Annotated in this window: 22 protein-coding genes; 3 read left to right on the forward strand and 19 right to left on the reverse strand. The window is 70.4% G+C overall.

Annotation, left to right across the window (positions count from 1 at the left end; all coding sequences use genetic code 11):
• Positions 1–35 precede the first annotated feature (35 nt).
• The 12 genes from QF035_RS16710 to proS form a co-directional block, all read right to left on the reverse strand.
• Positions 36–512 (reverse strand): NUDIX hydrolase, encoded by a 477-nt coding sequence (locus QF035_RS16710; protein WP_307531180.1) that lies wholly within the window; start codon positions 510–512, stop codon positions 36–38.
• A 199-nt stretch (positions 513–711) separates the two neighbouring features.
• Positions 712–1,458: a signal peptidase I gene (gene lepB / locus QF035_RS16715; protein WP_307521135.1), complete on the reverse strand. Its 747-nt coding sequence runs from the start codon at positions 1,456–1,458 to the stop codon at positions 712–714.
• Positions 1,459–1,537: 79 nt separating this feature from the next.
• Positions 1,538–2,503 carry a signal peptidase I gene (gene lepB / locus QF035_RS16720; RefSeq protein ID WP_307521136.1) on the reverse strand — a complete coding sequence of 322 codons (966 nt, stop codon included), beginning with the start codon at positions 2,501–2,503 and terminating at the stop codon, positions 1,538–1,540.
• On the reverse strand, positions 2,388–3,473 hold the full coding sequence (lepB, locus tag QF035_RS16725) for a signal peptidase I (RefSeq protein ID WP_307521137.1): 1,086 nt from the start codon (positions 3,471–3,473) through the stop codon (positions 2,388–2,390). The genes lepB (QF035_RS16720) and lepB (QF035_RS16725) overlap by 116 nt, the downstream gene beginning before the upstream one ends.
• Positions 3,466–4,248, reverse strand: a complete 783-nt coding sequence (gene lepB / locus QF035_RS16730; RefSeq protein ID WP_307521138.1) for a signal peptidase I — start codon at positions 4,246–4,248, stop codon at positions 3,466–3,468. The genes lepB (QF035_RS16725) and lepB (QF035_RS16730) overlap by 8 nt, the downstream gene beginning before the upstream one ends.
• A 47-nt stretch (positions 4,249–4,295) precedes the next feature.
• Positions 4,296–4,646 (reverse strand): 50S ribosomal protein L19, encoded by a 351-nt coding sequence (gene rplS / locus QF035_RS16735; protein WP_067026952.1) that lies wholly within the window; start codon positions 4,644–4,646, stop codon positions 4,296–4,298.
• 136 nt (positions 4,647–4,782) lie between these two features.
• Positions 4,783–5,604: a tRNA (guanosine(37)-N1)-methyltransferase TrmD gene (gene trmD, locus QF035_RS16740; RefSeq protein ID WP_307531182.1), complete on the reverse strand. Its 822-nt coding sequence runs from the start codon at positions 5,602–5,604 to the stop codon at positions 4,783–4,785.
• Positions 5,604–6,218: a ribosome maturation factor RimM gene (gene rimM, locus QF035_RS16745; RefSeq protein WP_307521139.1), complete on the reverse strand. Its 615-nt coding sequence runs from the start codon at positions 6,216–6,218 to the stop codon at positions 5,604–5,606. Before rimM ends, trmD begins: the two co-directional genes overlap by 1 nt.
• A 106-nt stretch (positions 6,219–6,324) precedes the next feature.
• Positions 6,325–6,564: an RNA-binding protein gene (locus QF035_RS16750; RefSeq protein ID WP_003973401.1), complete on the reverse strand. Its 240-nt coding sequence runs from the start codon at positions 6,562–6,564 to the stop codon at positions 6,325–6,327.
• Positions 6,565–6,566: 2 nt separating this feature from the next.
• A complete protein-coding gene (gene rpsP, locus QF035_RS16755) occupies positions 6,567–6,986 on the reverse strand; it encodes a 30S ribosomal protein S16 (protein ID WP_200395637.1) in 420 nt (139 codons plus the stop codon).
• A gap of 320 nt (positions 6,987–7,306) precedes the next feature.
• A complete protein-coding gene (locus tag QF035_RS16760; RefSeq protein WP_269649597.1) occupies positions 7,307–7,903 on the reverse strand; it encodes a hypothetical protein in 597 nt (198 codons plus the stop codon).
• A 260-nt stretch (positions 7,904–8,163) separates the two neighbouring features.
• The gene (proS, locus tag QF035_RS16765; protein ID WP_307521140.1) at positions 8,164–9,579 is read right to left on the reverse strand and encodes a proline--tRNA ligase; all 1,416 of its coding nucleotides are present in this window, start codon (positions 9,577–9,579) and stop codon (positions 8,164–8,166) included.
• A 202-nt stretch (positions 9,580–9,781) separates the two neighbouring features.
• On the opposite strand from proS, the gene QF035_RS16770 reads away from it, so the two are divergent.
• On the forward strand, positions 9,782–10,651 hold the full coding sequence (locus QF035_RS16770) for an SAM-dependent methyltransferase (protein ID WP_307521141.1): 870 nt from the start codon (positions 9,782–9,784) through the stop codon (positions 10,649–10,651).
• Between the two features lie 267 nt (positions 10,652–10,918).
• Here QF035_RS16770 and ftsH read toward each other — a convergent pair whose 3' ends face one another.
• The 6 genes from ftsH to nsdA all read right to left on the reverse strand — a co-directional run bounded on the left by ftsH (position 10,919) and on the right by nsdA (position 20,722).
• Complete coding sequence (gene ftsH, locus QF035_RS16775; RefSeq protein WP_307521142.1) at positions 10,919–12,859, reverse strand: ATP-dependent zinc metalloprotease FtsH; 1,941 nt, start codon at positions 12,857–12,859, stop codon at positions 10,919–10,921.
• 188 nt (positions 12,860–13,047) lie between these two features.
• Complete coding sequence (gene ffh / locus QF035_RS16780; protein WP_266754200.1) at positions 13,048–14,601, reverse strand: signal recognition particle protein; 1,554 nt, start codon at positions 14,599–14,601, stop codon at positions 13,048–13,050.
• A gap of 184 nt (positions 14,602–14,785) precedes the next feature.
• Positions 14,786–17,233, reverse strand: a complete 2,448-nt coding sequence (locus QF035_RS16785) for a [protein-PII] uridylyltransferase (RefSeq protein ID WP_307521143.1) — start codon at positions 17,231–17,233, stop codon at positions 14,786–14,788.
• 25 nt (positions 17,234–17,258) lie between these two features.
• Positions 17,259–17,597 carry a P-II family nitrogen regulator gene (locus tag QF035_RS16790; protein ID WP_143640660.1) on the reverse strand — a complete coding sequence of 113 codons (339 nt, stop codon included), beginning with the start codon at positions 17,595–17,597 and terminating at the stop codon, positions 17,259–17,261.
• The gene (locus QF035_RS16795) at positions 17,594–18,934 is read right to left on the reverse strand and encodes an ammonium transporter (RefSeq protein WP_307521144.1); all 1,341 of its coding nucleotides are present in this window, start codon (positions 18,932–18,934) and stop codon (positions 17,594–17,596) included. Before QF035_RS16795 ends, QF035_RS16790 begins: the two co-directional genes overlap by 4 nt.
• Positions 18,935–19,246: 312 nt before the next feature.
• A complete protein-coding gene (gene nsdA / locus QF035_RS16800; RefSeq protein WP_307521145.1) occupies positions 19,247–20,722 on the reverse strand; it encodes a transcriptional repressor NsdA in 1,476 nt (491 codons plus the stop codon).
• A 442-nt stretch (positions 20,723–21,164) separates the two neighbouring features.
• Between nsdA and QF035_RS16805 the strand changes: the two genes are divergently transcribed.
• Complete coding sequence (locus tag QF035_RS16805; protein WP_189843573.1) at positions 21,165–21,818, forward strand: bifunctional DNA primase/polymerase; 654 nt, start codon at positions 21,165–21,167, stop codon at positions 21,816–21,818.
• A gap of 225 nt (positions 21,819–22,043) precedes the next feature.
• Here QF035_RS16805 and ftsY read toward each other — a convergent pair whose 3' ends face one another.
• Positions 22,044–23,255, reverse strand: coding sequence for a signal recognition particle-docking protein FtsY (ftsY, locus tag QF035_RS16810; protein ID WP_307521146.1), 1,212 nt, complete (start codon positions 23,253–23,255; stop codon positions 22,044–22,046).
• 200 nt (positions 23,256–23,455) lie between these two features.
• On the opposite strand from ftsY, the gene QF035_RS16815 reads away from it, so the two are divergent.
• Positions 23,456–24,736 carry a cytosine permease gene (locus QF035_RS16815; RefSeq protein WP_307521147.1) on the forward strand — a complete coding sequence of 427 codons (1,281 nt, stop codon included), beginning with the start codon at positions 23,456–23,458 and terminating at the stop codon, positions 24,734–24,736.
• The last annotated feature ends 19 nt before the right edge of the window (positions 24,737–24,755 follow it).

Raw genomic sequence — 24,755 nt, forward strand, 5'->3', positions numbered from 1 at the left:
TGCGTCCCCCTATTGTGCGCCAGCCCCGCGAGCCCCTAGACGATTTCCGTGTCGAGGGTCTCGGGACCGGCCGGGGGCCCTTCGTCGAGCAGCCTGCGCAGCAGCTCGGCGAGTCTGGTCGGATACACCGTCTCATGTGCCTGGTTAAGTTCCTGGCACGTCCACCAGCGCGCTCCGGCGACACTGCGCCGTTCCAGCTCGGTCAGTCCCGTGGCCTCGGTCGCCGTCTGTGTCGTACGGGCCAGGTAGTACCACTCCTCCTGGTCCCAGCGGCGCCCCGCGAACGGGAACGAACAGGTCCGCCGCCACAGCACCGGGCCCAGCTCGACCTCGGTGATGCCGGTCTCCTCCACGAGTTCCCGGCGGGCGGCCTCTTCCCGCGTCTCGTCGCCCTCCACGCCGCCGCCCGGTGTGAACCACCAGTTGTCCGACGGGTCGTCGGGTTCGTGGCCGTGGAGCAGCAGGATGCGGTCCTGCGGGTCGAGCAGCACCACCCGGGCGACCTTCCGCAGCTCCCCGAGTTCGTCGGGCCCGGGAACCGCCCGCTCGCCCGTGCTTCCGGAGTCGGCGACCGCCCGCTCGCCCGTGCTTCCGGGCCCGGGAACCGGCTGTCCGCCCCCGCTTCCGGACTCGGCGGCCGACGGCTCGCCCGCGCTTCCGGAATCCGCGGCCGAGGCCGAGGCCGACCGCTCGCCCGCTCCCTGCGGCGCCTCAGCCCGCAAGGGCCTGCTCCCTCGTCCCCGTGCGGCTGCGCCGGCGCTCCGCCCGCTTGGCGATCGGACCGTACGCCCCGCCGCCGAGGACGAGTACCGCGCCGACCACGATCGCCGTGAGGACCAGGCGCAGGGGCCCCGGCTCGGAGATGGCGCCGAGGGTCTCGAAGTTGGTGGGCCGGGCCAGCATGCCGTTCATGGGCCAGGCCACGGCGTCGACGCGGGCGTCCACCGCGCTGCGCGGAACCGTGCCGCTGCCGGCCTCCGTGAGGTGGGCGGTGGAGTCGAGGGAGCCGCTGCGCTCGTCGCCGAGCAGGAAGAGCCTGCCCTCGGGAACCTTGATGGCCGGGATCGTGGTCGCCTCGGCCGCGCTGCCCTTGGGGAGATACGGTTCGTCGATCTTCTTGCCGTTGACGGTCAGCTTGTTCTGCGTGCAGCAGGCGACGGTGTCCCCGCCCACCGCGACGACGCGCTTGACCATGGGCATGTTGCCCCAGCTGGCCTGCTTGAAGACGACGACGTCACCGCGCGCGACGTCGGAGCCGTCGATCCGCTCGGCGAGCACCCGGTCGCCGGCCGTGATGGTCGGCGACATCGAGTCGGTCGGAACGGTGTAGGGCTGGTAGACGACCGCGCCCCAGGCGAAGCCGCCGAGGAAGAGCACACAGCCGAGGGCCATGGCGAATCCCGACAGCTTGCTGCCGAGCCGTCCACGGCCCTCGTCCGTACGACTTGTCCCGCTCATCCCAGTGCTCCCCCAACTCGGAGAATCGACCCCGCGGCCCAGGTGCGGCCGCGGAAGATCGGCGATCTGGGACGGCACCCTACCCGGCGGTACCCGGCCCAGAAACCCTGGTGTTCCCGACGGTGAGACGGCGCCTGCGCCACAGCACCAGCGGCACCGCGCCCGCGAGCCCGAGCGCGCCCGGAGCGGCGGCGCTGAGGTTCTGGTCGAAGGTGTCCGGCACCGGCAGCGTCGACCAGCGGGTGGGCGGCCAGGCGACGACGATGGCGCGGCCCACGACGTTGTCCACGGGCACGAAGCCCTTGTACTTGTCCTGCTGGTGGTAACGGGAGTCCAGCGAGTTCTGCCGGTGGTCACCCATGACCCAGATTTTGCCTTCGGGCACCTTCACCCTGAACTGCCCGCCGAGGTCGTCCACGGTGCACGGCGTGTTCCCCGGGTACACGTAGGAAGTCTCGTTCAGCGCCTTGCCGTTGACCTTCAGCGGGCCGGTGCCCTTGCACTCGACCGTGTCGCCGGCGACGCCGATGACACGCTTGATGAGGTCCTTCTCCTCGGCGGACGGCATCAGGCCGATCCAACTGAGGCCCTTCTGGATCGCGTTCGGGTTCGGGGTCGGCTCGCCCGCCAGCCACTTGGCGGGGTCGTGGAAGACGACGACCTCGCCGCGCTCGGGCTTCGAGCCGAACCACGGAGTCAACTTGTCGACCAGGACGCGGTCACCCTGCTGAAGGGTGTTCTGCATCGAGTCCGAGGGGATCGAGAACGCCTGCACCAGGAAGGTCTTGATCAGCAGCGCGAGAACCAGCGCGATGCCGATGAGCAGCGGGAGTTCTTTCCAGAAGGACCGCGGTTTCTTCGGCTGCGGGGCGGCGCCGTCGCCGTCCCGCGCCTCTCTGCCTCCATCACCACCGGAGTCACCACCGTCGTCACCGCCGACGGTCACGTCGTCCTCTGCGGCCGGGGGGACCGACTCTTCGGATCGTTCCGGTCGCTCCTCGGGGCCCTCGTGTCCGGACCGTGCGCCGACCGCCAAATCCCCCACATCCACTCCTCACTCCGTGCCGCCGCCTGCGACGGATGCGACGCAGGCCCACCACTCCCATAACGAGCGGGAGTTCCGCAGGGGTCGGGAGCGGGATCAATCCGTATCGATCCGCGGTGGCCACCCTATGCGACGCGCCGAGCACAACGCCCGCCCCACCGGGCGCGTCGGGCACGGAGGCATACGTTTCCGGCTCGTTGAGCCGGCTCCAGTGACCGATGGGCCAGGCGATGACCATGGCGCGGCCCACGACGTCCTCGGAGATGGTGCCGTTGTACTTCTCGGTGCGGTGGTAGCGGGAGTCGGCGGAGTTGGAGCGGTGGTCGCCCATGACCCACAGGCGCCCCTCGGGCACCTTGACCTCGAAGTTGAGCGAGGAGGGTTTGTCGCCGGGGTTGATGTAGGGCTCGTTGAGCGGCATGCCGTTGACGGTCACGCGGCCCTGAGTGTCACAGCACTTGACGGTGTCGCCGCCGACCGCGACGACCCGCTTGATCAGGTCCCGTTCGTTGTCGGAGGGCAGCAGGCCGATGAAGGTCAGCACCTCCTTGACCTGCTTGACGACGATGGGGTCGTCCGCCTTCGCCACCGGCTGTTCGTCCTCCAGCCATCCGCCGGGGTCCTTGAACACGACGACGTCGCCGCGCTCGGGCTTCGAGCCGAACCACGGCGTGAGCTTGTCGACCAGGACACGGTCGCCGATCCGGATCGTCTGTTCCATGGAGCCCGACGGGATCACGAAGGCCTGGACGAGGAACGTCTTCAGGACGAGCGCTATGAGCAGGGCGACCCCTATCAGAAAGGGTATCTCCTTGATCGCCGAGCGCTGTCTGCGCCGCTTGACCCTGCGGGCGAGCTTGCGCCGCTCGGCGCGGCCGGGCAGGACGGGGCCTCCGGTACGCCGGCTACCGGTGGGCAGGAGGTCCTCGGCGGCACTGCGGGCGCTGCGGGGCTTGCCGCGGTTACCCATGGACACCGTCCGCGGTGCTCGGCCGGACACCGTCCGCGGTGCTCGGCCCGCTCGCCGCCGGGGCGCTGCGTCCTGTGGCGGCGGGCACGCGCGCGTAGTCGTCGGCGCGCTCCAGGCAGGTCCAGTGGCCGAGGGGCCAGGCGATCCAGTCGGCTCTGCCGATCACGTCGTCGACGGGGATCATGCCGCCGCCCGGGGAGCCCAGGTGGTCGCGGGAGTCGCTGGAGTCACCGCGGTGGTCGCCGAGGACGAACAGAGCGCCGTCGGGCACCGCGACGTCGAAGGACACCTCTGACGGCTTGTCGCCCGGGAACAGAAACGTCGACTCGTCGACCGACCGGCCGTTCACCTCGATCCTCCCCTGCCTGTCGCAGCAGACCACATGGTCTCCCCCCACGCCGACGACACGCTTGATGTAGTCGGCGTCGCCGAAGTAACCGGTGCCGTCGAACACGACGACGTCACCGCGCCTCGGCTCAGCACCGAAACGGTACGCCAACTTATTTACGAGAACGCGGTCCCCGATCCTCAATCCGGGCTCCATCGAGCCACTGGGAATCTGGAACGGCTGGATTACGAAGCGGCTGAGCAGCAGCAGAGAAAACAGACAGAACAGCACGGTCAGGGTGATCCGGCCGCCGGGCAGCCGGTCCGCGGCCCGGTCCACCAACGCGAAACGCGACCGTCCCTCCGTCCCCTCTGTGTCCGAGATCTCCTCGGATCCGGCGGGGTGGGAGGAGCGGTCGCGCTCCGTGTGCTGTGCTTCGGCGTCCATCGGGGCCAGATGCTATCCAGCCCTCAAACAGAGCCCGGCGCGAGTGCTCAGTTGTCGCGCTTCTCCTTGATCTTCGCGGCCTTGCCGCGCAGGTCACGGAGGTAGTACAGCTTCGCGCGACGCACGTCACCGCGGGTGACGAGCTCGATCTTCTCGACGATCGGGGTGTGCACCGGGAAGGTGCGCTCGACGCCGACGGAGAACGAGACCTTGCGGACCGTGAAGGTCTCGCGGACACCGGCGCCCTGGCGACGGATGACTACGCCCTTGAACTGCTGCACACGGGAGCGGTTGCCCTCGATGACGCGGACGTGGACGTTGACGGTGTCTCCCGGGCGGAAGGCCGGGACGTCGCTGCGCAGCGACGCGGAGTCGACTGAGTCGAGCAGGTGAGACATGATCGTCTGCTTTCTTCGCCGATGCCACAGGTCATCAACGGAAGTCGGTGTTCCAAAAAGGGAGGCCGTGCGAGTCGGGGCGGGCGTCGTGTCCCCCTGTGGCAGGGGCGCACGCCGGACGACGTACAGCAGCCGCCTATTCTTCCACGGCCTCTGGCCTGCGCCAAAATCGGCCGTCGGAGCCGGGCTGCCAGCCGAGGACGGAGAGCATCTCGCGGTCCTTCTTGTCGAAGGCCGCGGGGTCGCAACGCTCGATGAGGTCCGGCCTGTTGGCCGTCGTGCGCTTCAGGGCCTCGTCCCGCCGCCAGCGGGCGATCTTCCCGTGGTGGCCGCTGAGCAGCACGTCCGGGATCCCGCGGCCGCGCCACTGGGGCGGCTTCGTGTAGACGGGCCCCTCCAGGAGGTTGGCCATGGCTCCCGGCGCGAAGGAGTCGTCCCGGTGCGACTCGGCGTTGCCGAGGACACCGGGCAGCAGCCGGGCCACGGCCTCCGTGACGACGAGGACGGCCGCCTCGCCGCCGGCCAGCACGTAGTCGCCGATGGACACCTCGTACACGGGCATCCGGGTCGCGTACTCGTCGATGACGCGCCGGTCGATGCCCTCGTAGCGGGCGGGCGTGAAGACCAGCCAGGGGCGCTCGGAGAGCTCGACGGCGAGCTCCTGGTCAAACGGGCGTCCGCTGGGTGTGGGGACGACCAGGACGGGCCCGTGGGAGCCCGTCTCGTAGCCCTCCGAGAGGACTGAGTCCAGCGCGTCGCCCCAGGGATCGGTCTTCATGACCATGCCGGGGCCGCCGCCGTACGGGGTGCCGTCGACCGTGTTGTGCCGGTCGTACGTCCACTGCCGAAGATCATGCACGTGCACATTCAGCTGTCCACGCGCGCGTGCCTTGCCGACGAGCGAGACGTTCAGGGGTTCCAGGTACTCGGGGAAGATCGTGAGGACGTCGAGCCGCATCACGCCTCGTCTCCCGCGGAGGTGTTCTCGTCTTCTCCCGCGGAGGTGTTCTCGTCTTCTCCCGCGGAGGTGTTCTCGGCGTCCCTGGAGGAGGCGATCTCCGCCCGGTCGTCGATCAGCCCGGGCGGCGGGTCGATGACCGCCCGCTGCGTCTCCAGGTCGATCTCGACGACGATCTCCTCGACGAAGGGGATCAGCACCTCGGTCCCGTCGGCCCGCTCCACCACGAAGAGGTCCTGCGAGGGCAGGTGCGAGATCTCGGTGATCCGCCCGACCTCCGTGCCGTCCTTCAGGACGACGTCCAGGTCCATGAGCTGGTGGTCGTAGTACTCGTCCGGGTCCTCGGGCTTGTCGTCCGGGTCGACCTCGGCGATCAGCAGCGTGTTGCGCAGCGCCTCGGCGCCGTTGCGGTCGCTCACGCCCTCGAAGCGCAGCAGGAGGCGGCCGCTGTGCACCCGCCCCGTCTCGATGGTCAGCGGACCGGCCGAGGCGGGGTCCGTGGCCAGGACGGCGCCGGGCGCGAGCCGCAGCTCCGGCTCGTCGGTACGTACCTCGACGGTGACCTCGCCCTTGATGCCATGGGCGCGGCCCACCCGCGCGACTACCAGCTGCACTTGCCTGATCTCCTGTCGTGTGGCTACGGCATGGCCGCGTAAGACGACTACGGGCCGGGGACGGCCCAATGGCCCTCCCCGGCCCGAGCCGGTGCTGCGTTTTACGTCAGCGGACGTGGTCCACGTCGACGAGGTCGACACGGACGCCGCGGCCGCCGATGGCGCCCACGACGGTGCGCAGGGCGCGTGCGGTGCGGCCGTTGCGGCCGATCACCTTACCGAGGTCGTCGGGGTGCACCCGGACCTCGAGAACGCGTCCGCGACGCAGGTTGCGCGAGGCGACCTGCACATCGTCCGGGTTGTCGACGATGCCCTTCACGAGGTGCTCGAGAGCCTCCTCGAGCATGCTCAGGCCTCGGTCGACGCGGACTCGGCGGAAGCCTCGTCCTTCTTCTCAGCCTTCTTCTTCTGGGTGATGGCCTCACCCTTGCCCTCGTCGTCGCCGCCCAGGGCGTCGAACGACGGGCGCGCGGCCTTCGGCTCGGCCACGAGCAGCGGCGCCGGGGCGGGCTCGCCCTTGTACTTCTGCCAGTCGCCGGTCAGCTTGAGAATGGCGAGAACGGGCTCGGTCGGCTGCGCGCCGACACCCAGCCAGTACTGCGCACGCTCGGAGTCGACCTCGATGCGCGAGGGGTTCTGCACCGGGTGGTACAGACCGATCTCCTCGATGGCCCTGCCGTCACGGCGGGTACGGGAGTCGGCGACGACGATGCGGTAGTGAGGCGAACGGATCTTGCCCAGACGCTTCAGCTTGATCTTGACTGCCACTGGAGTGGTGTCTCCTGGTCTTGACGTGGTTGGGCACGACGAAATTGCCGCGTGGGGTTGCGGTACCCGAGTGCCCGATGGACGCGTCAGCCGGAGGAGAGAGGGGTCCTGTGCGGCTGTCGAGTACAGCTGGCCATTCTGCCACACCCTGACCGGGGCCTCGACCCGGGCAGCGCATGACCGGCCCGCGGCACGATCGGGCCCCACACGGGTGTCGCCGTCGAGGTGGGCCGCTGCGCAATCCGGCACCCACGAGATGCCACTACGCTCTCCCGCACACCCCGGCGGCACGACGGCCCGCCGCTACGACGACTGTCCGCTCACCCCGCTGCGGCGCCGACCACCTCCGGGATACGGAACGGCTTCCCGCACCCTCCGCACACGATCGGCGCCTGGGCGAGGACCGACGGGACGACGCGGACGTTGCGCCCGCAGTCGCACACGGCCTTCACCCGCACGCCTCCTCCGGAGGAGCCGTGCCGGGCGGCCGGGCCCCGGAAGCTGCGGGCCGTGTCCGCGGCGGTCGCGACCGTGTGCGCCTTGAGGGCGCGCTGCAGCCGCTCGATCGTCGGGCGATAGCGCCGCTTCGCCTCGGGGTTGAGCGTGACCAGCGAGAAGCCACTGCTGGGATGCGGCTCCTCGGGGTGGTCCAGGCCCAACTCCTCGGCGATCGCGAGGAATCTGCGGTTGTGGTACCGGCCGGCGCGGGAGGTGTCTCGGACACCTCGGGCGGCGGCGATGCCGTGGACTGCCTCGTGAAGCAGTCGTTCGAAGGAGAGCTCGTGCCCGCAGGCGGACGACGACTCTCCGATCAGGGACTCTGGCGCGGCAAGATCGGGCAGCTCGGTGTGGTGCCGCTGAATGTCGGCCCACGCCCCTGCCAGCTCTGCGGCGAGAACAGGTGGTGTCGTGCTCACGTAATGACAACGAGCCGGGGTGCCTCTGTGTTCCTATTCCGGGGCATCCCAAATAATTTGCACGTACCCGTCAGTTGCCGCTGATGCGTCCTGACGAGGGCGGGTGCGCTGATCTGCGGAGAAGCCTCACAGTTCACACCTAGCCGGTACGTAGTGACTCGTACGCCCCGGCCTGTAGACGGTGTCCGCGCGCCGGGGCACCTGCGGTCATCAGATGCGCAAGAGGCGTTTCGGTCCTTCTCGCGGCGGAATGCCGGGGCTCAGTAGGCGCGGGCCACGACGGCGACGTTACCGGGTGCGTCGTCGCTCCCGGGCACCGACCCGTCTTCCGCGACCAGACAGCGTACGGTCACCGCGTGCGCCGCGAGCTCGGCCTCGCCCTCTTCGCCCAGGGCGGCCCAGGGGATGCGCGCCCAGCCGCCGGCGACGGCGGCCTCGACGGCCTCCCCGATCGTCGACACCTCGGACGTCCGGGACTCCCGCCGCTCGCGCGACTGCGTCAGCAGCAGGGCCTGGTCCTCTTCGAGAACGGCGGGCAGCAGCCGTACGAGGGAGTCGATCACCACCGGCTCCTTGCCTCCGGGGATGCGGCGGGCCAGCATCGCGGTGCCGTTCTCCAGGTCACGGGGGCCGATCTCGATACGTACGGGCACGCCCTTGAGTTCCCAGTCGACGGCGCGGCGGCCGAACGGGACGTCCGTGCGATCGTCGACCCGGACCCGTACGCCCGCAGCCTTCAGCCGGTCGCCGATCTCGTGGACCTTGGCCAGAACCGCATCGTCGCCCTTGATGGCGAGGACCACGGCCTGTACGGGGGCGAGGCGCGGGGGCACCCGCAACCCACTGTCATCGCCGTGCGACATGATCAGGCCACCCACCATGCGGGTCGAGGACCCCCAGGAGGTCTGCCAGACGAGCTCCTGGCGGCCGTCCCTGGACAGATACCGGGTGTTGAAGGCCCTGGCGAAGTTCTGGCCCAACTCATGGCTGGTGCCCATCTGCAGGGCCTTGCCGTCACCCATCATCGCTTCGAGCGTGAGGGTGTTGACGGCGCCCGCGAACCGCTCACCCGGCGTCTTCCGCCCCAGCACCACATCGATGCCCAGGACGTTCACCATGAAGTCGGCGTACACCTTCTCGTGGATGTGCGCGGCGTAGTCCCGGGCGTCCTCGTACGTGGCGTGGGCCGTGTGTCCCTCCTGCCACAGGAATTCCGTCGTACGGAGGAACACGCGCGGGCGCATCTCCCAACGGACCACGTTCGCCCACTGGTTGATCAGCAGCGGGAGGTCGCGGTAGCTCTGGACCCACTTGGAGAAGTAGTCGTTGACGATCGTCTCGGAGGTGGGGCGGACGACGACCGGCTCCTCCAGCTCCTTGCCGCCGGCGTGCGTGACGACGGCGAGCTCGGGCGCGAAACCCTCGACATGCTCGGCCTCCTTCGTCAGGTACGACTGCGGGATGAAGAGCGGGAAGTACGCGTTCTGGGCGCCCGCCTCCTTGATCCGGGCGTCCATCTCCTGCTGCATCCGCTCCCACAGCCCGTAGCCGTACGGCCGGATGACCATCGTGCCGCGCACCGGACCGTTGTCGGCCAGCTCGGCCTTGCTGATCAGGTCCTGGTACCAGCGCGGGAAATCGTCCGCCCGAGGCGTGAGAACAGGTGCCTTTGCCATGGCGCGATGGTACGGGCACATGTTGCCGGTATGTGAATTTTTACGGCGCGCGCCGATGGCACGCAAACCGGGCTCCGTAACCCCTGGACGCCACGACGAGCGCGGAGTTTCCTGGCATACGGGGGGCGGAGTGCGCGCGCACTGCACGGGGGCGGAGAAACGGGGCACAAGAAGCAACTCTCGGCGGATTGGGGCGCTTTCGATGACACCTACGCTCGTGCGGCATCACCAACCTCACGCGGGGACTGTGCCCCGGGTGGATCCGTGGGCACGCGCGCGTGACTGGGCCGAGATTCAGGAGCGGATGCTCGTCCCGCTCTACGAGGCCGTGTACCAGCGGCTCGAAGTGGGCTCCGCCACCCGGTTGTTGGGGCTCGGCTGCGGGTCCGGTCTCGCGCTGCTCATGGCGGCCTCCCGAGGCGCCGGGGTCACCGGTGTCGATGCCGGCGCGCCCGAGCGGCTGACTCTCGCGCGGGAGCGGTTACTGCCCCAGGCGTGGGGCACGCGTGCGCGTGCCGGGACTCGGCTGGTCGACGGAGCACCGGCGGACCTCGCGTCCGACGCGATTGGCCCGGGGCCGTCCGCGTACAACCTGGTGACGGCCTTCGAGCCGATCGGGTGTGTGGGCGGGGACTCCGAAGGGCTGGGTGAGTTGCTGGCGGGGGCGCGTCCCCTTGTGGGGCGGGGGGTTCCCGTGGTGATCGCGGGGTGGGGGCCGCCGGAGCGGTGCGCTACCGCCTCTGTGCTGCGGGTCGCCACGAAGCTGGCGGATCCGCTTCGGGGGGCGGGGAGCTGGCGGCCTGCCCTTCGGGACGATCTGGAGGAGGTCGCCCAGCGTGCCGGGCTTCGGCCCGACGGGTCGGGGCGGGTTGCCTGTCCCTTCGGGTACGCCGATGTGGACAACGCGGTGCGGGGGTTGGTCTCTACGGGGCTGTTCGATGCTGCCGTCGCCGCCACGGATCAGGCTCAGGTCGACAAGGAGCTCCGCGAGGCCCTGCATCCCCATCAGCGGCGGGACGGCACGGTATGGATGCCGAACATCTTCCGCTACCTGATCGCCCGCACCCCCTGACACGATCTTTCCTCGCCCCCGCCGCCCTTACCCGTCCCGTCCCTGGGGGCTGCCGCCCCCAGACCCCCGCCATCGGCCTGAACGGCCTCGTCCTCAAACGCCGGACGGGCTGGAAGGCGGGGGGCGCAGCCCCGCCTTCCAGGGGCGCGGGGAACTGCGCGACCAGCCACACACCACTCGCACCCGACACTCGACGATCGGGGGTTCGGGGGGCGGAGCCCCAGGGACGGGACAGGTAGGGGGCGGCGGGGCGAGGAAAGTAGGCCCTCAGTCGGCCTTCGTCAGGCGGGTGACCCCCGCCACCCGGTACGCGTCCGTCTCCTCCAGCGTCTCGTTCTCCAGGAGCGCCGCCGCGAGGGCGTCCAGCTGGGGGCGATGGGCGCGGAGCTTGCCGCACGCCTCCTCGTAGCACTCGTCCACGATCCGCCGCATCTCGTGCTCGATCGTGTCGAGGGTCTCCGGCGCGGCGGAGAGTCCGTACGCCTGCTGGGCGTCACCGGGAAGCGCGGAGAGACGGCCGACGCGTTCGCTCATGCCCCAGCGCGCGACCATGCCCCGGGCGATATTGGTGACCTGTTCCAGGTCGTTCTCGGCACCGGTGGTGACCACGTCGAAGACGACACGCTCCGCCGCCATGCCACCCAGCGCCCCGATGATCCGCCCGCGCAGATACTCCTCCGTGTACGCGTACCGGTCGGCGTCAGGGGTGGAGAGCGTGACCCCCAGCGCCCGCCCGCGCGGCACGATGGTGACCTTGCGGACCGGATCGGCGCCCGGCTGCAGCATGCCGAGGAGCGCGTGCCCGCTCTCGTGGTAGGCGGTGCGGCGGCGTTCCTCCTCCGGCATGACCAGCGGCCGTTCCGCGCCCAACTGCACCTTCTCCAGCGCCTCTGACAGGTCGCTCCGGGTGACCTGGGACTGCTTGCGCTTCACCGCAAGGAGCGCCCCCTCGTTCGCCAGGTTGGCCAGCTCAGCACCGGTCATCCCCGGCGTCGTACGGGCGATCTGGCCGAGGTCGACATCGGGCGCGAGTGGGATCTCCCGGGTGTGGATCTCCAGGATCGCCTCGCGGCCGGCCCGGTCGGGAGGTGAGACGTTCACGACCCGGTCGAAGCGGCCGGGCCGGGTCAGCGCGGGGTCCAGGACGTCTGCCCGGTTGGTCGCCGCGATGACGATCACGCCCTCGGAGCCGGAGAAGCCGTCCATCTCGGTGAGGATCTGGTTCAGCGTCTGCTCGCGCTCGTCATGGCCGCCCATGCCGGAACCGGCGCCCCGCGCCCGCCCGATGGTGTCGATCTCGTCGATGAAGATGATCGAAGGAGCCACCTTGCGGGCCTCCGCGAACAACTCCCGTACGCGGGAGGCGCCGACGCCCACGATCATCTCGATGAACTCCGAGGCGGAGGCCGAGAAGAACGGCACGCCCGCCTCCCCCGCGACCGCCCGCGCGAGCAGCGTCTTACCCGTGCCGGGCGCACCCGCGAGCAGCACCCCGCGCGGCATCTTCGCGCCCATCCTGCGGTAGGCGTCCGGGTTCTTCAGGAAGTCGACCACGTCGTTGAGCTCGCCCTCGACCTCGTCGATACCGGCCACGTCCGCGAACGTCGTGCGCTCGGCACCGGGCTGCAGTTCGACCGGCTTGGGCGGTGCCTTGCGGCCGAGCATGCCGCCGGCGCCGCCGAGGCCCGTCCTCATCCGCCGGGCGATGAAGATCCACAGGACGACCAGCAGCACCATCGGCGCCAGCGAGATCAGCAGGTTCGCCAGGAGGCTGCGCTGCTGGACCACCGGCTCGGCCGTCACGGTGACGTCGTGCTTGTCCAGCTGTTCCCAGAGCTCGTCGTCCGCGAAGACCGGGCGCTGGGTCTTGAACTTGGTGTACTTCCCGTCGTCCCCGGGGTTGTCCTGCGCCTTCTTGAGCTGGCCCTGGATGGCGTCGCCCTTGGAGTAGATCTTGGTGACGTTGCCGTCGTCGACCTGCTTGCTGAACTCCGTGTACGAGATCGTCGGTTCGTCGCCCTCGTTGAAGAAGGACAGCACGAGGTAGGCGATGAGGAAGACGACCAGGGCGGCGAGGGCCAGGCCCCACCAGCCGCCGCGCATCCGCCTCCCGCCACCGGGCGACGGCTTCGGCGGCTCCTCCTCCGGAGTGCCCTCGGAGCGCCACGGCCGGTCGGGGGCCTTGCGCGGCGGCACAGGGTTGCTCATATCCGGACGTTACGACACGAAGGCCACACCAGCACGCGCACAGAGAGCAGACGCCGACACCCGAGGCCCAGGACCCGAGGCCCAAGGCCCGGCACCCGGCACCCGGCACCCGGCACCCGGCACCCGGCACGAACGAGGCTGGGGGCGCCCCCCAAAGAGGGCACCCCCAGCCTCGTACCGAAAATTCGTCAGCCCATGAACTTCTTGAACTCGTCCGGGAGCTCGAAGTCCTGCGGCTGCTGGCCGCCCGGGAGGCCGAAGGCGCCGCCTGCCTGGCCCGCGGCCTCGCGGCGCGCGGCGGCCTCCTCCTCCTGCTGCTTGCGCTTCATCGGGTTGCCGGAGCGCTGCTTGCCCTTGGCCTTCTTGGGCTGCTTCTTCGCCCGGCCGGGGCCGCCACCCGTGCCCGGCATCCCGGGCATTCCCGGCATGCCGCCGCCCTGGGCCATGCGGGACATCATCTTGCGGGCCTCGAAGAACCGCTCGACCAGGCCCTTGACCGCGCTGACCTCGACACCGGAACCCTTGGCGATACGGGCACGGCGCGAGCCGTTGATGATCGTCGGCTCCTGGCGCTCGCCCGGGGTCATCGACTTGATGATGGCGGCCGTGCGGTCGACGTCACGCTCGTCGAGGTTGTTGATCTGGTCCTTGATCTGGCCCATGCCGGGGAGCATGCCGAGCAGCTTGGAGATGGAGCCCATCTTCCTGACCTGCTCCATCTGGGCCAGGAAGTCGTCGAGCGTGAAGTCCTGGCCCTTCTTGGAGGCCAGCTTCTCGGCCATCTGCTCGGCCTCTTGCTGCGAGAAGGTCTGCTCGGCCTTCTCGATCAGCGTGAGCATGTCGCCCATGCCGAGGATGCGGGACGCCATGCGGTCCGGGTGGAACGCGTCGAAGTCGTCCAGCTTCTCGCCGTTCGAGGCGAACATGACCTGGCGGCCGGTGACGTGCGCGATGGAGAGCGCGGCACCACCACGGGCGTCGCCGTCGAGCTTCGAGAGGACCACGCCGTCGAAGCCGACGCCGTCACGGAAGGCCTCGGCGGTGTTGACCGCGTCCTGACCGACCATCGCGTCGACGACGAACAGGATCTCGTCCGGCGAGACCGCGTCGCGGATGTCCGCGGCCTGCTGCATCAGCTCCTGGTCGATACCGAGGCGGCCGGCGGTGTCGACGATGACGACGTCGTGCTGCTTCTGCTTCGCGTACTCGATGGAGTCCTTGGCGACCTGGACCGGGTCACCGACGCCGTTGCCCGGCTGGGGGGCGTAGACGCCGACCCCGGCGCGCTCGGCGACGACGCTCAGCTGGGTCACCGCGTTCGGGCGCTGGAGGTCGCAGGCGACCAGCAGCGGGGCGTGCCCCTGGCCCTGGAGCCACTTGCCGAGCTTTCCGGCGAGCGTGGTCTTACCGGCACCCTGCAGCCCCGCGAGCATGATCACGGTCGGCGGCTGCTTGGCGAAGCGCAGCCGACGGGTCTCGCCGCCGAGGATGCCGACGAGCTCCTCGTTGACGATCTTGATGACCTGCTGGGCGGGGTTCAGTGCCTGCGACACCTCGGCCCCGAGGGCCCTCTCCTTGACCTGCTTGATGAAGGCCCGCACGACCGGCAGCGCGACATCCGCTTCCAGCAGGGCGATACGGATCTCGCGCGCGGTGGCGTCGATGTCCGCCTCGGACAGGCGCCCCTTGCCGCGAAGGTTCTTGAATGTCGCTGCGAGGCGATCGGAGAGAGTGTCGAACACGGCGGTCGCGAATCCTCAAGTAGGGGGCAGGGGGGCAGGTCCGCCCTCCAGGGTATCTGCCCGCGCCAGGAAGGGTCTCCACCCCGTCACAGGGATCCGGGCCCGCGCCCCTTCAGGGGCGCGGGGAACTGCGCGATCAGCCACTGGCGGCCCGCAAGCATCGAACGACCTTCCCGCACAACACTCACTCCCGCAATGTGTCTTCCAACGCCCGGGCAACCGAAGCCGCCTGCTCCCCGGGCAACGGTGCTCCCTCAGCCCCAGTCACATAGAACGCATCCACCGCATTCGCCCCCAGCGTGGAAACGTGCGCGCTACGCACCCGCACCTGCGCCTCCTCCAGCGCCCGCCCGATCCGGTGCAGCAGCCCAGGCGCGTCATGCGCACGCACCTCGATGACCGTGGCGAGCCGGGACGCCGCGGCGGCCACGGACACCCGGGCCGGCGGCGCCACGATGCCCCGCCGACGCGGATACGCGGCGTCGCGCTCGGCGAGGCGCCCCGCGATGTCGAGGGAGCCGTCGAGGGCACGTACGAGATCGGCGCGCAGGCGGGCGGCCTGCGGCAGTGAGCCGTACTCGGCGGCGACCCGCCAGTCGAGGAGCAGCACGGAGCCGGAGACACCGTCGGGCAGGTCCAGCGCCCGCAGCTCCGCCGTCCGCACGGTGAGCCGGTGCATGGCGAGGACGCCCGCGACAGCCGGCAGGACGCCTTCCTGGTCCGGCACCGCGATGAGCAGTTCCACACCGAGGGGCTCCGGGTCGCCGGACGGCTCCTCGGTGGGCGGCTCGGTCTGGGCGCGCAGCGCGAGCACGGGGCCGCCGGTGCGGGCCGCCTCGATGGCGAGCCGCTCCTGCTCGGCGGTGGGCGCGACGGCCTCGGGCTCCTCGGGGGTGTCCCCGGCGAGCACGGCGGAGACCCGCTTGACCAGGTCGGCGACGAGGGAGGCGCGCCACGAGGACCAGGCGGCGGGCCCGGTGGCCAGCGCGTCCGCCTCGGTCAGCGCGTGCAGCAGTTCCAGCGTGCCCTGCGAGCCGACCGCCTCGGCGACCGAGCGAACGGTCGCCGGGTCCTCCAGGTCGCGCCGGGTCGCCGTCTCGACGAGCAGCAGGTGGTGGCGTACGAGGGTGGCGAGCACGGCCACGTCCGAGCGGTCGAAGCCGATCCGGGCGGCCACGTCCCGCGCGATGATCTCGCCGGCCACGGAGTGGTCGCCGGGCCAGCCCTTGCCGATGTCGTGCAGCAGGGCGGAGACCAGCAGCAGGTCGGGGCGGTGGACGCGGCGGGTGAACTCCGCGGCGCGGACGGCCGTCTCGATCAGATGACGGTCGACGGTCCAGATGTGGACGGCGTTGCGCTGCGGGCGGCAGCGGACGCGCTCCCAGTCGGGCAGCAGCCGGGTGATCAGGCCCTCCGCCTCCAGGGCCTCCCAGACCTCGATGGTCGAGGGACCCGAGCCGAGCAGCGTGACGAGCTGCTCACGGGCCTCGGCGGGCCAGGGCGTGGGCAGCGGGCGGACCCCGGCGGCCATGCGGCGCACGGCGTGCAGGGAGAGGGGCAGGCCCGCCTGGGCGGCCGCGGCGGCGGCACGCAGGGGAAGTACGGGGTCGCGGTCGGGGCGGGCGGCGCGGGCGAGGACGACCTCGCCGTCCTGCTCGACGACGCCCTCGGCCAGCGGTGAGCGCTCGGCGGTCGGTTTGCCGCCGCCCAGCATGGCGCGCAGTCGCGGACGGACGGCGCGCGACCGCAGCACGCGCCCCACCTCGCGCCAGGTGACATCACTGGCGTACGAGACGACGCGGGCGGCCTCGTACACCTGGCGCAGGAGTGTGTCGGCGTCGAGCAGGCCGAGTTCGGCGGCGACCTGGTCCTGCTCCTGGAGGGAGAGGCGGTCGGTGGCGCGGCCGGTGGCGAGGTGCAGGGCGTCACGGACGTCGAGGAGGCGCCTGCGGGCGTCGGCGAGGCCCTCGCGCGGGGCGTCGGCGAGCCAGGAGGCGGCGACGGCGCGCAGCGCGGTGGCGTCGCGCAGGCCGCCGCGGGCCTCCTTGAGATCGGGTTCGAGGAGGAACTGCAGCTCGCCCTGGCGTTCGGCACGCTCGGCGCAGAGTTCCTGGAGTTCGGGGAGACGTTTCGGCGCCTGGTTCCGCCAGTCGGCGAGGACGGCCGTGCGCAGTCCGGCGGTGAGGCCGAGGTCGCCGGCGAGGTGCCGGGCGTCCAGCAGGCCGAGCTGGACCTTGAGGTCCTCGCCCGCAACCTTGCGTGCTTCGGCGGGCGTACGGACGGAGTGGTCGAGGTCGAGGCCGAGGTCCCAGACCGGGTACCAGATGCGGTCGGCGAGGGAGGCCACCGCGCCGGGGTCGGCGCTGCCGTCGTGCAGGAGCAGCAGGTCGAGGTCGCTGCGCGGGGAGAGCTCTCCGCGGCCGTAGCCGCCGACGGCGACGAGCGAGATGCCGCGCAGCTTGTCGGCGCCCGCGTCGAACAGACCGGTCAGCCAGTCGTCGGTCAGTTCGGCGAGGGCCGCACGGCGCGGCGGCCCGGACCGCGCCCCCTCCTGGAGGAGGCGCAGCCGGGCCGCCGCATAGCCGCTGGGTCCCGAGTCCTCTGCTTCCGTACGCACGTCCGTACTCGTCACCCAGTGGCTCCTGTTCTTGTTCTGCCTACAGCGCGTCGGGTCCGCGCTCGCCGGTCCGGACCCGGACCGCCGTGTCGACCGGGACGGACCAGACCTTGCCGTCTCCGATCTTGCCCGTACGGGCCGCCTTCACGATGACGTCGAGCAGCTGCTCGGCGTCGTCGTCCTCGACCAGCACCTCGATGCGGATCTTGGGGACGAGGTCGACGGTGTACTCGGCACCGCGGTAGACCTCGGTGTGACCCCGCTGACGACCGTAGCCGCTCGCCTCGGTGACCGTCAGACCGTGAACGCCGAAGGCCTGGAGAGCCTCCTTGATCTCGTCGAGCCGGTGGGGCTTCACGACGGCGGTGATGAGCTTCATGCGTCCACCTTCTTGGCCGGAGTGCCCTGGGCCGGGGACGGTGCGGCGCTGAAGGACGCGCCGCCGCCGCCACCGCTGAAGTCGTATGCGGTCTCGGCGTGCTCGGCCTGGTCGATGCCCGCGATCTCGTCGTCCTCGGAGACGCGCATCCCGATCGTCTTGTCGATCAGGAAGGCGAGCACCGCGGAGGCCACGAGGGAGTAGGCGAGGACCGCGAAGACACCGGCGCACTGCTTCCAGAACTGGTCGAGGCCGCCGCCGTAGAAGAGGCCCGCGACGTCGGACTGGCCGCCGCCGGTGGCGAGGAAGCCGATCAGCAGGGAGCCGACGACACCGCCGACGAGGTGGACACCGACGACGTCGAGCGAGTCGTCGTAGCCGAACTTGTACTTCAGGCCCACGGCCATGGCGCAGAGCAGACCGGCGACGACACCGACGGCGATCGCGCCGAGCGGGGACACGGCACCACCCGACGGGGTGATGGCGACCAGACCGGCCACCGCACCGGAGGCGGCACCCAGCGTGGTGAACGCGCCGTGGCGGATCTTCTCGTACGCGAGCCAGGCCAGCATGGCAGCGGCGGTGGCGATCTGCGTGTTGATGAACATCAGCGCGCCGACGCCGTCATCGTTGCCGAGCCAGGAGCCGGCGTTGAATCCGAACCAGCCGAACCACAGCAGACCGGCGCCGAGCATGACCAGCGGCAGGCTGTGCGGGCGCATCGGGTCCCTCTTGAAGCCGACGCGCTTGCCGATCACGAGGATCACACCGAGTGCCGCGGCACCCGCGTTGATGTGGACCGCCGTACCACCGGCGAAGTCGATGACGCCGAGCTCGAAGGCCCAGCCACCGGCGCCCCAGACCCAGTGCGCGACCGGGAAGTAGACGACCGTGGCCCACAGGGCGACGAACAGCGCCCAGCCCGTGAACTTCACACGGTCCGCGACGGCACCGCTGATCAGGGCGGGCGTGATGATCGCGAACATCAGCTGGAAGACGGCGAAGACGTAGATCGGGATGGTGTAGCCGTCCCAGAGCTGCGTGATGCCGATTCCGCTGAGGCCCACGTAGTCCGAGGACCAGCCGATGATGCCGCCCGAGTCGGTGCCGAAGGCGAGCGAGAAGCCGTAGAGCACCCACAGGATGGTGACGATCCCCATGCTGATGAAGCTCATCATCAACATGTTCAGGGTGCTCTTGACCCGGACCATGCCTCCGTAGAAGAAGGCGAGTCCGGGAGTCATGATCAGCACCAGGGCGGAACAGATGAGCATGAACCCGGTGTTGGCGGCAGACAGCGTGGGAGCGTCTGCGGCAAGCGTGATGGCTGGTGCCATCGGCGTCTCCTCGTCGTTTGGTACGGCCCCGTGCGGGCGAAGCCATGAGCGGTTATGAGGGGTGGGCCGGTTATGCGCCAGAGATTGGCGCAGCGCGGTTTCGACCGGCACCCCTCGATGTTTCGCCGCAGTGACGAAGAGGTCCTGTGTGTTACGCCTCGATGAACTGGCTGATGTCGGTCCACGCGATCGTTATCGTGGCGCAACCTTCATCGAAGGTATGGAACCGGCCGCGGTCGGCCGTCCGATGACCTGGCATGGGGGAGCCGAGTCGGGCTGTTAAGGACGGCGGCCGCGGCCGGGGTACTGGGGTCAGACCGCCTCGGCGGTCTCGGGCAGATCGATGGCGAGCTGCTCGGTCAGGTCCACCACGGCGGCGAGATCCCCGAAATCGCGTACAGCCGTGTCGACGGTTTTTCGGATACGAGTGTTGACCCTCTCGGAGCGCACCTTCTTGGCGATCCTGAGGGCCTCGCGCACCACGACAGTGCTCTGCTCGGGCTCCCGCCGGAGCAGGTGCACCGTGCCCATCCCGACGAGGTTGAGTGCGTACGAACGCTGGTGCTCGGTGTCCTTCTCGAAGAGGTCCACGGCCTTCTGCATGACGGGCTCGGCCAGCGAGGCGTATGTGGGGCTGCGGCCCGCGACGTAGGCGAGGTCGCGGAAGGAGTGGGAGTTCTCGCCGTGCAGCTCGGCCTCGGAGAAGAAGCGGATCCAGTCGGACTCGGGCTCGTCGAACTCGAGCGCGTCACCGAACGTGTCCTCGGCCATCCGGACGGCTCGCTTGCACTTTCCGGGCTGCCCCATGTTGGCGTAGGCCCGGGCCTCCATCGCATACAGCATGGACTGGGTCCGGGGGCTCGCGCAGTCGCGGCTTCCGTACTGCGCGAGGTGGATCAGTTCCAGAGCGTCGTCGGGCCGGCCGAGGTGGATCATCTGGCGGCTCATGCTGGAGAGCACGTACGAGCCGAGCGGCTTGTCGGCGGCTTCCTTGGCGGCGTGCAGGGCGAGGACGAAGTACTTCTGGGCGGTCGGCTGGAGACCGACGTCGTAGCTCATCCAGCCCGCCAGCTCGGCCAGCTCGGCGGCGACCTTGAACAGGCGCCTGGTGGTGGCCTCGGGCTGCGGCTCCTGGAGGAGGTCCGTCACCTCGTGCAGCTGGCCGACGACCGCCTTGCGGCGCAGACCGCCGCCGCACTGGGCGTCCCACTGGCGGAACATGACCGTGGTGGATTCGAGGAGGTCCAGCTCGGGCTGGGAGAGCCGGCCGGGGCGGCGCGAGGCGGCGGCGGACTCCGGCTGCTCACGGGGAGTGACGGGGCTGGGCACCAGCCAGCGCTGCATGGGCTCGATCAGCGAGGGGCCCGCGGAGAGCGCCAGTGACGTGCCGAGGAATCCGCGCCGCGCCAGCATCAGGTCGCTGCGCGAGAACTCACCGATCAGGGCGACGGTCTGCGGACCCGTCCAGGGCAGGTCGACGCCGGACACGGACGGTGACTGGTGAGCGGCGCGCAGGCCCAGATCCTCGACGGCGACGACACAGCCGAAGCGCTCGGAGAACAGCTCGGAGAGGATGCGCGGGATGGGCTCGCGGGGATTCTCGCCGTCCAGCCAGCGGCGCACACGCGAGGTGTCCGTCGAGATGTGGTTGGCTCCCAACTGGCGCGCTCTGCGGTTCACTTGACGCGCCAGCTCGCCCTTGGACCAACCGCTGCGCACGAACCACGAGCCCAACAGCTCATTGGGGCGCTTGTCAGCAGTCGTCCCGCCTCCGCCGTTGCCGCCCACTGGAACGCCCCCATCCCTGAACCCACTTGTGCTGTGCGCTGTGTGCGCCAAGCCCTACCAGAATGCCGGTACATATGGTCGTCCGTCCGGTGGTTCTCACCCATCGAACGAGAGGCCGAGTTGCCTCCGGCATACCCACGAGTGCATGCGTCCCCAGGACCGTGCACTCACGGTAATCCTACGATCACCCCTCCAGCCATGGCGATCCCGGAAACGCCACCATTCGCCACCCCTTCGAATGAACTCCCGGCGGCCTGTACGCGATTCACTTGACACATGACGGCCGGGAGTGGGCGGAGCGATGCACATCGGGGCGCGCGAAGCCGGACGCACCACCCGTGACACCACCGGGCGCCGCATGAACCGCACAGCGTTGGGAACGCAGAGTTACGGTTCCGTTCCGTCACGTAACCACCTGCGCGCTGGACCCGTTGGAGGGGGCATGGGCTTCACGATCGGCGGCATCCGCGAAATCCGGTCCGGTTCTCGTCGCCGCGGCCGCTCCTCGGAGTGCACGGCCGTGGCCGAGTTCACCGGACTGTGGGGCTGGGACGTGGCGCCCGGCGCCCGGACCGCCGCCGGGACCTGCTCGTGCGGCCGGGCCGACTGTCCGGCGCCCGGCGCGCATCCCCTGGACTTCGCCCCCGTCGTCCCGGCCGGTGCCACGCTCGACGAGGTGACGCAGGCCTGGGGCGAGTTCCCCGGCGCCGCGGTGATGCTTCCCGTGGGCCGCGCCTTCGACATCATCGAGGTCGCCGAGCCGGCCGGCCGCCGTGCCCTGGTCCGGCTCGAACGCATGGGGCTCCCGGTTGGCCCCGTGGCCGCCACCCCGGACGGCCGCGCCCACTTCTTCGTCGCCCCCGGCGCCGCGGCCGAACTGCCCGAGCTGCTCTACCGCATGGGCTGGGACGACGCCGCGCTCGACCTGCACGGCCTGGGCCCCGGCACGTACATCACGGCCCCGCCCTCCGACCGCGCCGGCCTCGGCCCGGTCCACTGGCTCCGCTCCCCCGCCCTCGACTCGGCCACAAAGCCGCCCGCGGCACGGCTGTTGCTGGGGACGCTGGCGTACGTGGCACACCGCTCGCGCGCGTAGCCCCGGCCAGGAGGGCTGAAGCGAAGGGCCTCACCGCATCTGCACCATGTGGCGAAGCCCTTCTTTCACCACCCCGGCCGCGCGGCCATCAGTTGAGGAACCACGACGGCGAGCAGCCACGTCCGCGAGAGCGGCGCCGGTTCAGGCGCAAAGAAAGCAGGGCCCCATCGCATCTGCACCATGCGGTGGGGCCCTTCCTCGCGTACGTACCTCTCGTACGGGACGTCACTCTCCGATAAGGGCATCCACGAACGCCTCCGGCTCGAACGGGGCCAGGTCGTCCGCGCCCTCGCCGAGGCCGACGAGCTTGACGGGAACGCCCAGTTCGCGCTGGACGGCGATGACGATGCCGCCCTTGGCCGTGCCGTCGAGCTTGGTCAGGACGATGCCGGTGATGTCGACGACCTCGGCGAAGACCCGGGCCTGGACCAGGCCGTTCTGGCCGGTGGTGGCGTCCAGGACCAGCAGCACCTCGTCCAGCGGGGCGTGCTTCTCGACGACGCGCTTGACCTTGCCGAGCTCGTCCATGAGACCGGTCTTGGTGTGCAGCCGGCCCGCGGTGTCGATGAGGACGACGTCCGCGCCCTCCTGGATGCCCTCCTTGACGGCGTCGAAGGCGATGGACGCGGGGTCGCCGCCCTCGGGGCCGCGCACGGTGCGGGCGCCGACGCGCTCGCCCCAGGTCTGCAGCTGGTCGGCGGCGGCGGCACGGAAGGTGTCGGCCGCGCCGAGCACCACGTGCTTGCCGTCGGCGACGAGCACCCGCGCGAGCTTGCCGGTGGTGGTGGTCTTGCCGGTGCCGTTGACCCCGACGACCATCACGATGCCCGGGGTGTCCAGACCGGACTCGGTGTTCACGGTGCGGTCGAAGTCGGGCACGAGGAGGGTGAGCAGCTCCTCCCGCAGCAGGGTCCGCAGCTCGTCGGGGGTCCGCGTGCCGAGCACCCGCACCCGCTCGCGCAGCCGCTCGACCAGCTCCTGGGTGGGCTGCACGCCGACATCGGCGGTGAGCAGCGTGTCCTCGATCTCCTCCCAGGTGTCCTCGTCGAGGTGCTCGCGCGAGAGGAGCGTGAGCAGCCCCTTGCCGAGCGCGTTCTGCGAGCGGGAGAGGCGGGCGCGCAGGCGGACCAGGCGGCCCGCGGTCGGCTCCGGGACCTCGACCGGGGGCGCTTCGACCACCGGTGCGGGCTCGTCGACGGCGACCGGCGCGGCCGCCGAGGCGTCCGGAAGATCCACCTCCTCTATCGTGCGGCGCGGTTCGTCGCGCGGCGTCTCGGCCTCGTCGCCGATATGCGGCTCGGCCGGCGGAGCGGTGATGTCGGGGGCGGCGGGGGGCGACGGAGGCAGCTGCTTGCGCCTGCGGCTGCCGATGACGAGCCCGCCGAGCGCGCCGATCACGACCACGGCGATGACTACAGCAAGGATGACGATTTCCATAACAGCTCCAGTATGGCGTGACCTCCCGCCCGGCCGTTCGTTGCCGACGTGGGGTGTATGCCCCACGGGCCGGGCTGGCCCGCCGCCCGACCCTGCGTCGGCCGGAAGCCCCTCAGGGGCGGAGTCACAACGCACCCAGTATCGGATGCGCAGGGTACGCACAGCGTCCCCAGGGCGTGTCACGGCCCATGAGGTGGGCCGTGACACGCCCTCGCCATCAGCTGGTCGTGGCGACGGCCGCGCCGATCGTGTCGTACGGCCTGGTCGGGCTGATCGGTATCGCCGGGAAGCGCGGCGGCGCGCCCGGCATGATGCTGTCCCGGGCGGTCTTCGGGCAGCGCGGCAATCTGCTGCCGGGTTCGCTGATCTGGGTCGCCCGCTGGGGCTGGGAGACGATCAACGCGGTGACCGGCGCGTACGCCCTGCTCACCGTGGTGGACATCCTCTTCGGCATCGGCCGCAGCACGCCCCTGGTCATCGTGACGCTGCTGCTCTTCGTCGTCACCACGTTCGCGATCTCGGGTCTCGGCATCAACGCCGTGCGGACGTGCAACAAGTACGCGACCTACCTCTTCGGCGGCTTCTCCGTCCTCGTCCTCGGTTATCTGCTCGTCGAGACCGACTGGGGGAAGGTCTTCGGGCAGGGCGCGGGCCCGACGCCCCTGATGATCACGGGCGTCGGTCTGATCGCCGCGGGTGGGATCAGCTGGGTGCCGTCCTCCCCCGACTTCACCCGGTATCTGCCGCGCACGGCGTCCTCGAAGGCGATCGTGGGGCACTCGGTCGGCGGCGCCGGCATCGTCGTGCTCCCCATGATCCTCATGGGTGCGGTGATGGCGGTCTCGACGCCCGACCTGGCCTCGGCCGCCGATCCGGTCTCGTTCCTCGGCGAGATCCTGCCGCTGTGGATCGCGGTCCCGTATCTGCTCATCGCCCTGGTCGGCATGCTGCTGATCAACGCGATGTCGATGTACTCGGCGGGCTTCACCGCGCAGACCCTCGGCTTCAGGGTGCCGCGCCACTGGGCGGTGTCGGTGAACGCCGTGATCTCGCTGGTCCTCGGCGGCGTCCTGATGCTCGTCGCGACCAGTTTCATGGGCTCGTTCATCGCGTTCCTGTCGATGCTCGCGGTCGCGTTCTCCGCCTGGGTCGGCGTCTTCGGGGCGGACATGCTGCGCCGCAGGGAGTACGACGCGAAGGCACTGCTCGACACCACGCGCACCAGCGCCTACTGGTACCGCGGCGGCTTCGCCCCGGCCGCGGTGGCCGCCTGGGGCCTCGGCCTCGGTGCGGGACTGCTCTTCACCACGTCCGACTGGTTCACCGGACCGCTGGCCGCCGGCAACCCGGTCGGCGAGTACGGCCTCGGCTGGGTGGCCACGATCGTCGTCTCCTTCCTCCTGTACGTGCTGCTGCCGAAGCCCGCGGTGACCGTTCCCGAGCCGGAGCCGGACAAGAAGCCCGCCACTCTGGCTGTCTGACGATCCGTCAGCTACGGTC

Source organism: Streptomyces umbrinus (genome assembly GCF_030817415.1).
GTDB lineage: Bacteria > Actinomycetota > Actinomycetes > Streptomycetales > Streptomycetaceae > Streptomyces > Streptomyces umbrinus_A.

Excerpts from the sequence above, each read along its gene's own strand:
- lepB (WP_307521137.1), bottom strand. The coding sequence starts at position 3,473 with ATGGGTAACCGCGGCAAGCCCCGCAGCGCCCGCAGTGCCGCCGAGGAC.
- QF035_RS16790 (WP_143640660.1), bottom strand. The coding sequence starts at position 17,597 with ATGAAGCTCATCACCGCCGTCGTGAAGCCCCACCGGCTCGACGAGATC.
- lepB (WP_307521138.1), bottom strand. The coding sequence starts at position 4,248 with ATGGACGCCGAAGCACAGCACACGGAGCGCGACCGCTCCTCCCACCCC.
- QF035_RS16770 (WP_307521141.1), top strand. The coding sequence starts at position 9,782 with ATGACACCTACGCTCGTGCGGCATCACCAACCTCACGCGGGGACTGTG.
- QF035_RS16750 (WP_003973401.1), bottom strand. The coding sequence starts at position 6,564 with ATGCTCGAGGAGGCTCTCGAGCACCTCGTGAAGGGCATCGTCGACAAC.
- ftsY (WP_307521146.1), bottom strand. The coding sequence starts at position 23,255 with ATGGAAATCGTCATCCTTGCTGTAGTCATCGCCGTGGTCGTGATCGGC.
- trmD (WP_307531182.1), bottom strand. The coding sequence starts at position 5,604 with ATGCGGCTCGACGTCCTCACGATCTTCCCCGAGTACCTGGAACCCCTG.
- proS (WP_307521140.1), bottom strand. The coding sequence starts at position 9,579 with ATGGCAAAGGCACCTGTTCTCACGCCTCGGGCGGACGATTTCCCGCGC.
- rplS (WP_067026952.1), bottom strand. The coding sequence starts at position 4,646 with ATGTCTCACCTGCTCGACTCAGTCGACTCCGCGTCGCTGCGCAGCGAC.
- QF035_RS16795 (WP_307521144.1), bottom strand. The coding sequence starts at position 18,934 with ATGGCACCAGCCATCACGCTTGCCGCAGACGCTCCCACGCTGTCTGCC.
- QF035_RS16805 (WP_189843573.1), top strand. The coding sequence starts at position 21,165 with ATGGGCTTCACGATCGGCGGCATCCGCGAAATCCGGTCCGGTTCTCGT.
- lepB (WP_307521135.1), bottom strand. The coding sequence starts at position 1,458 with ATGAGCGGGACAAGTCGTACGGACGAGGGCCGTGGACGGCTCGGCAGC.
- ftsH (WP_307521142.1), bottom strand. The coding sequence starts at position 12,859 with ATGAGCAACCCTGTGCCGCCGCGCAAGGCCCCCGACCGGCCGTGGCGC.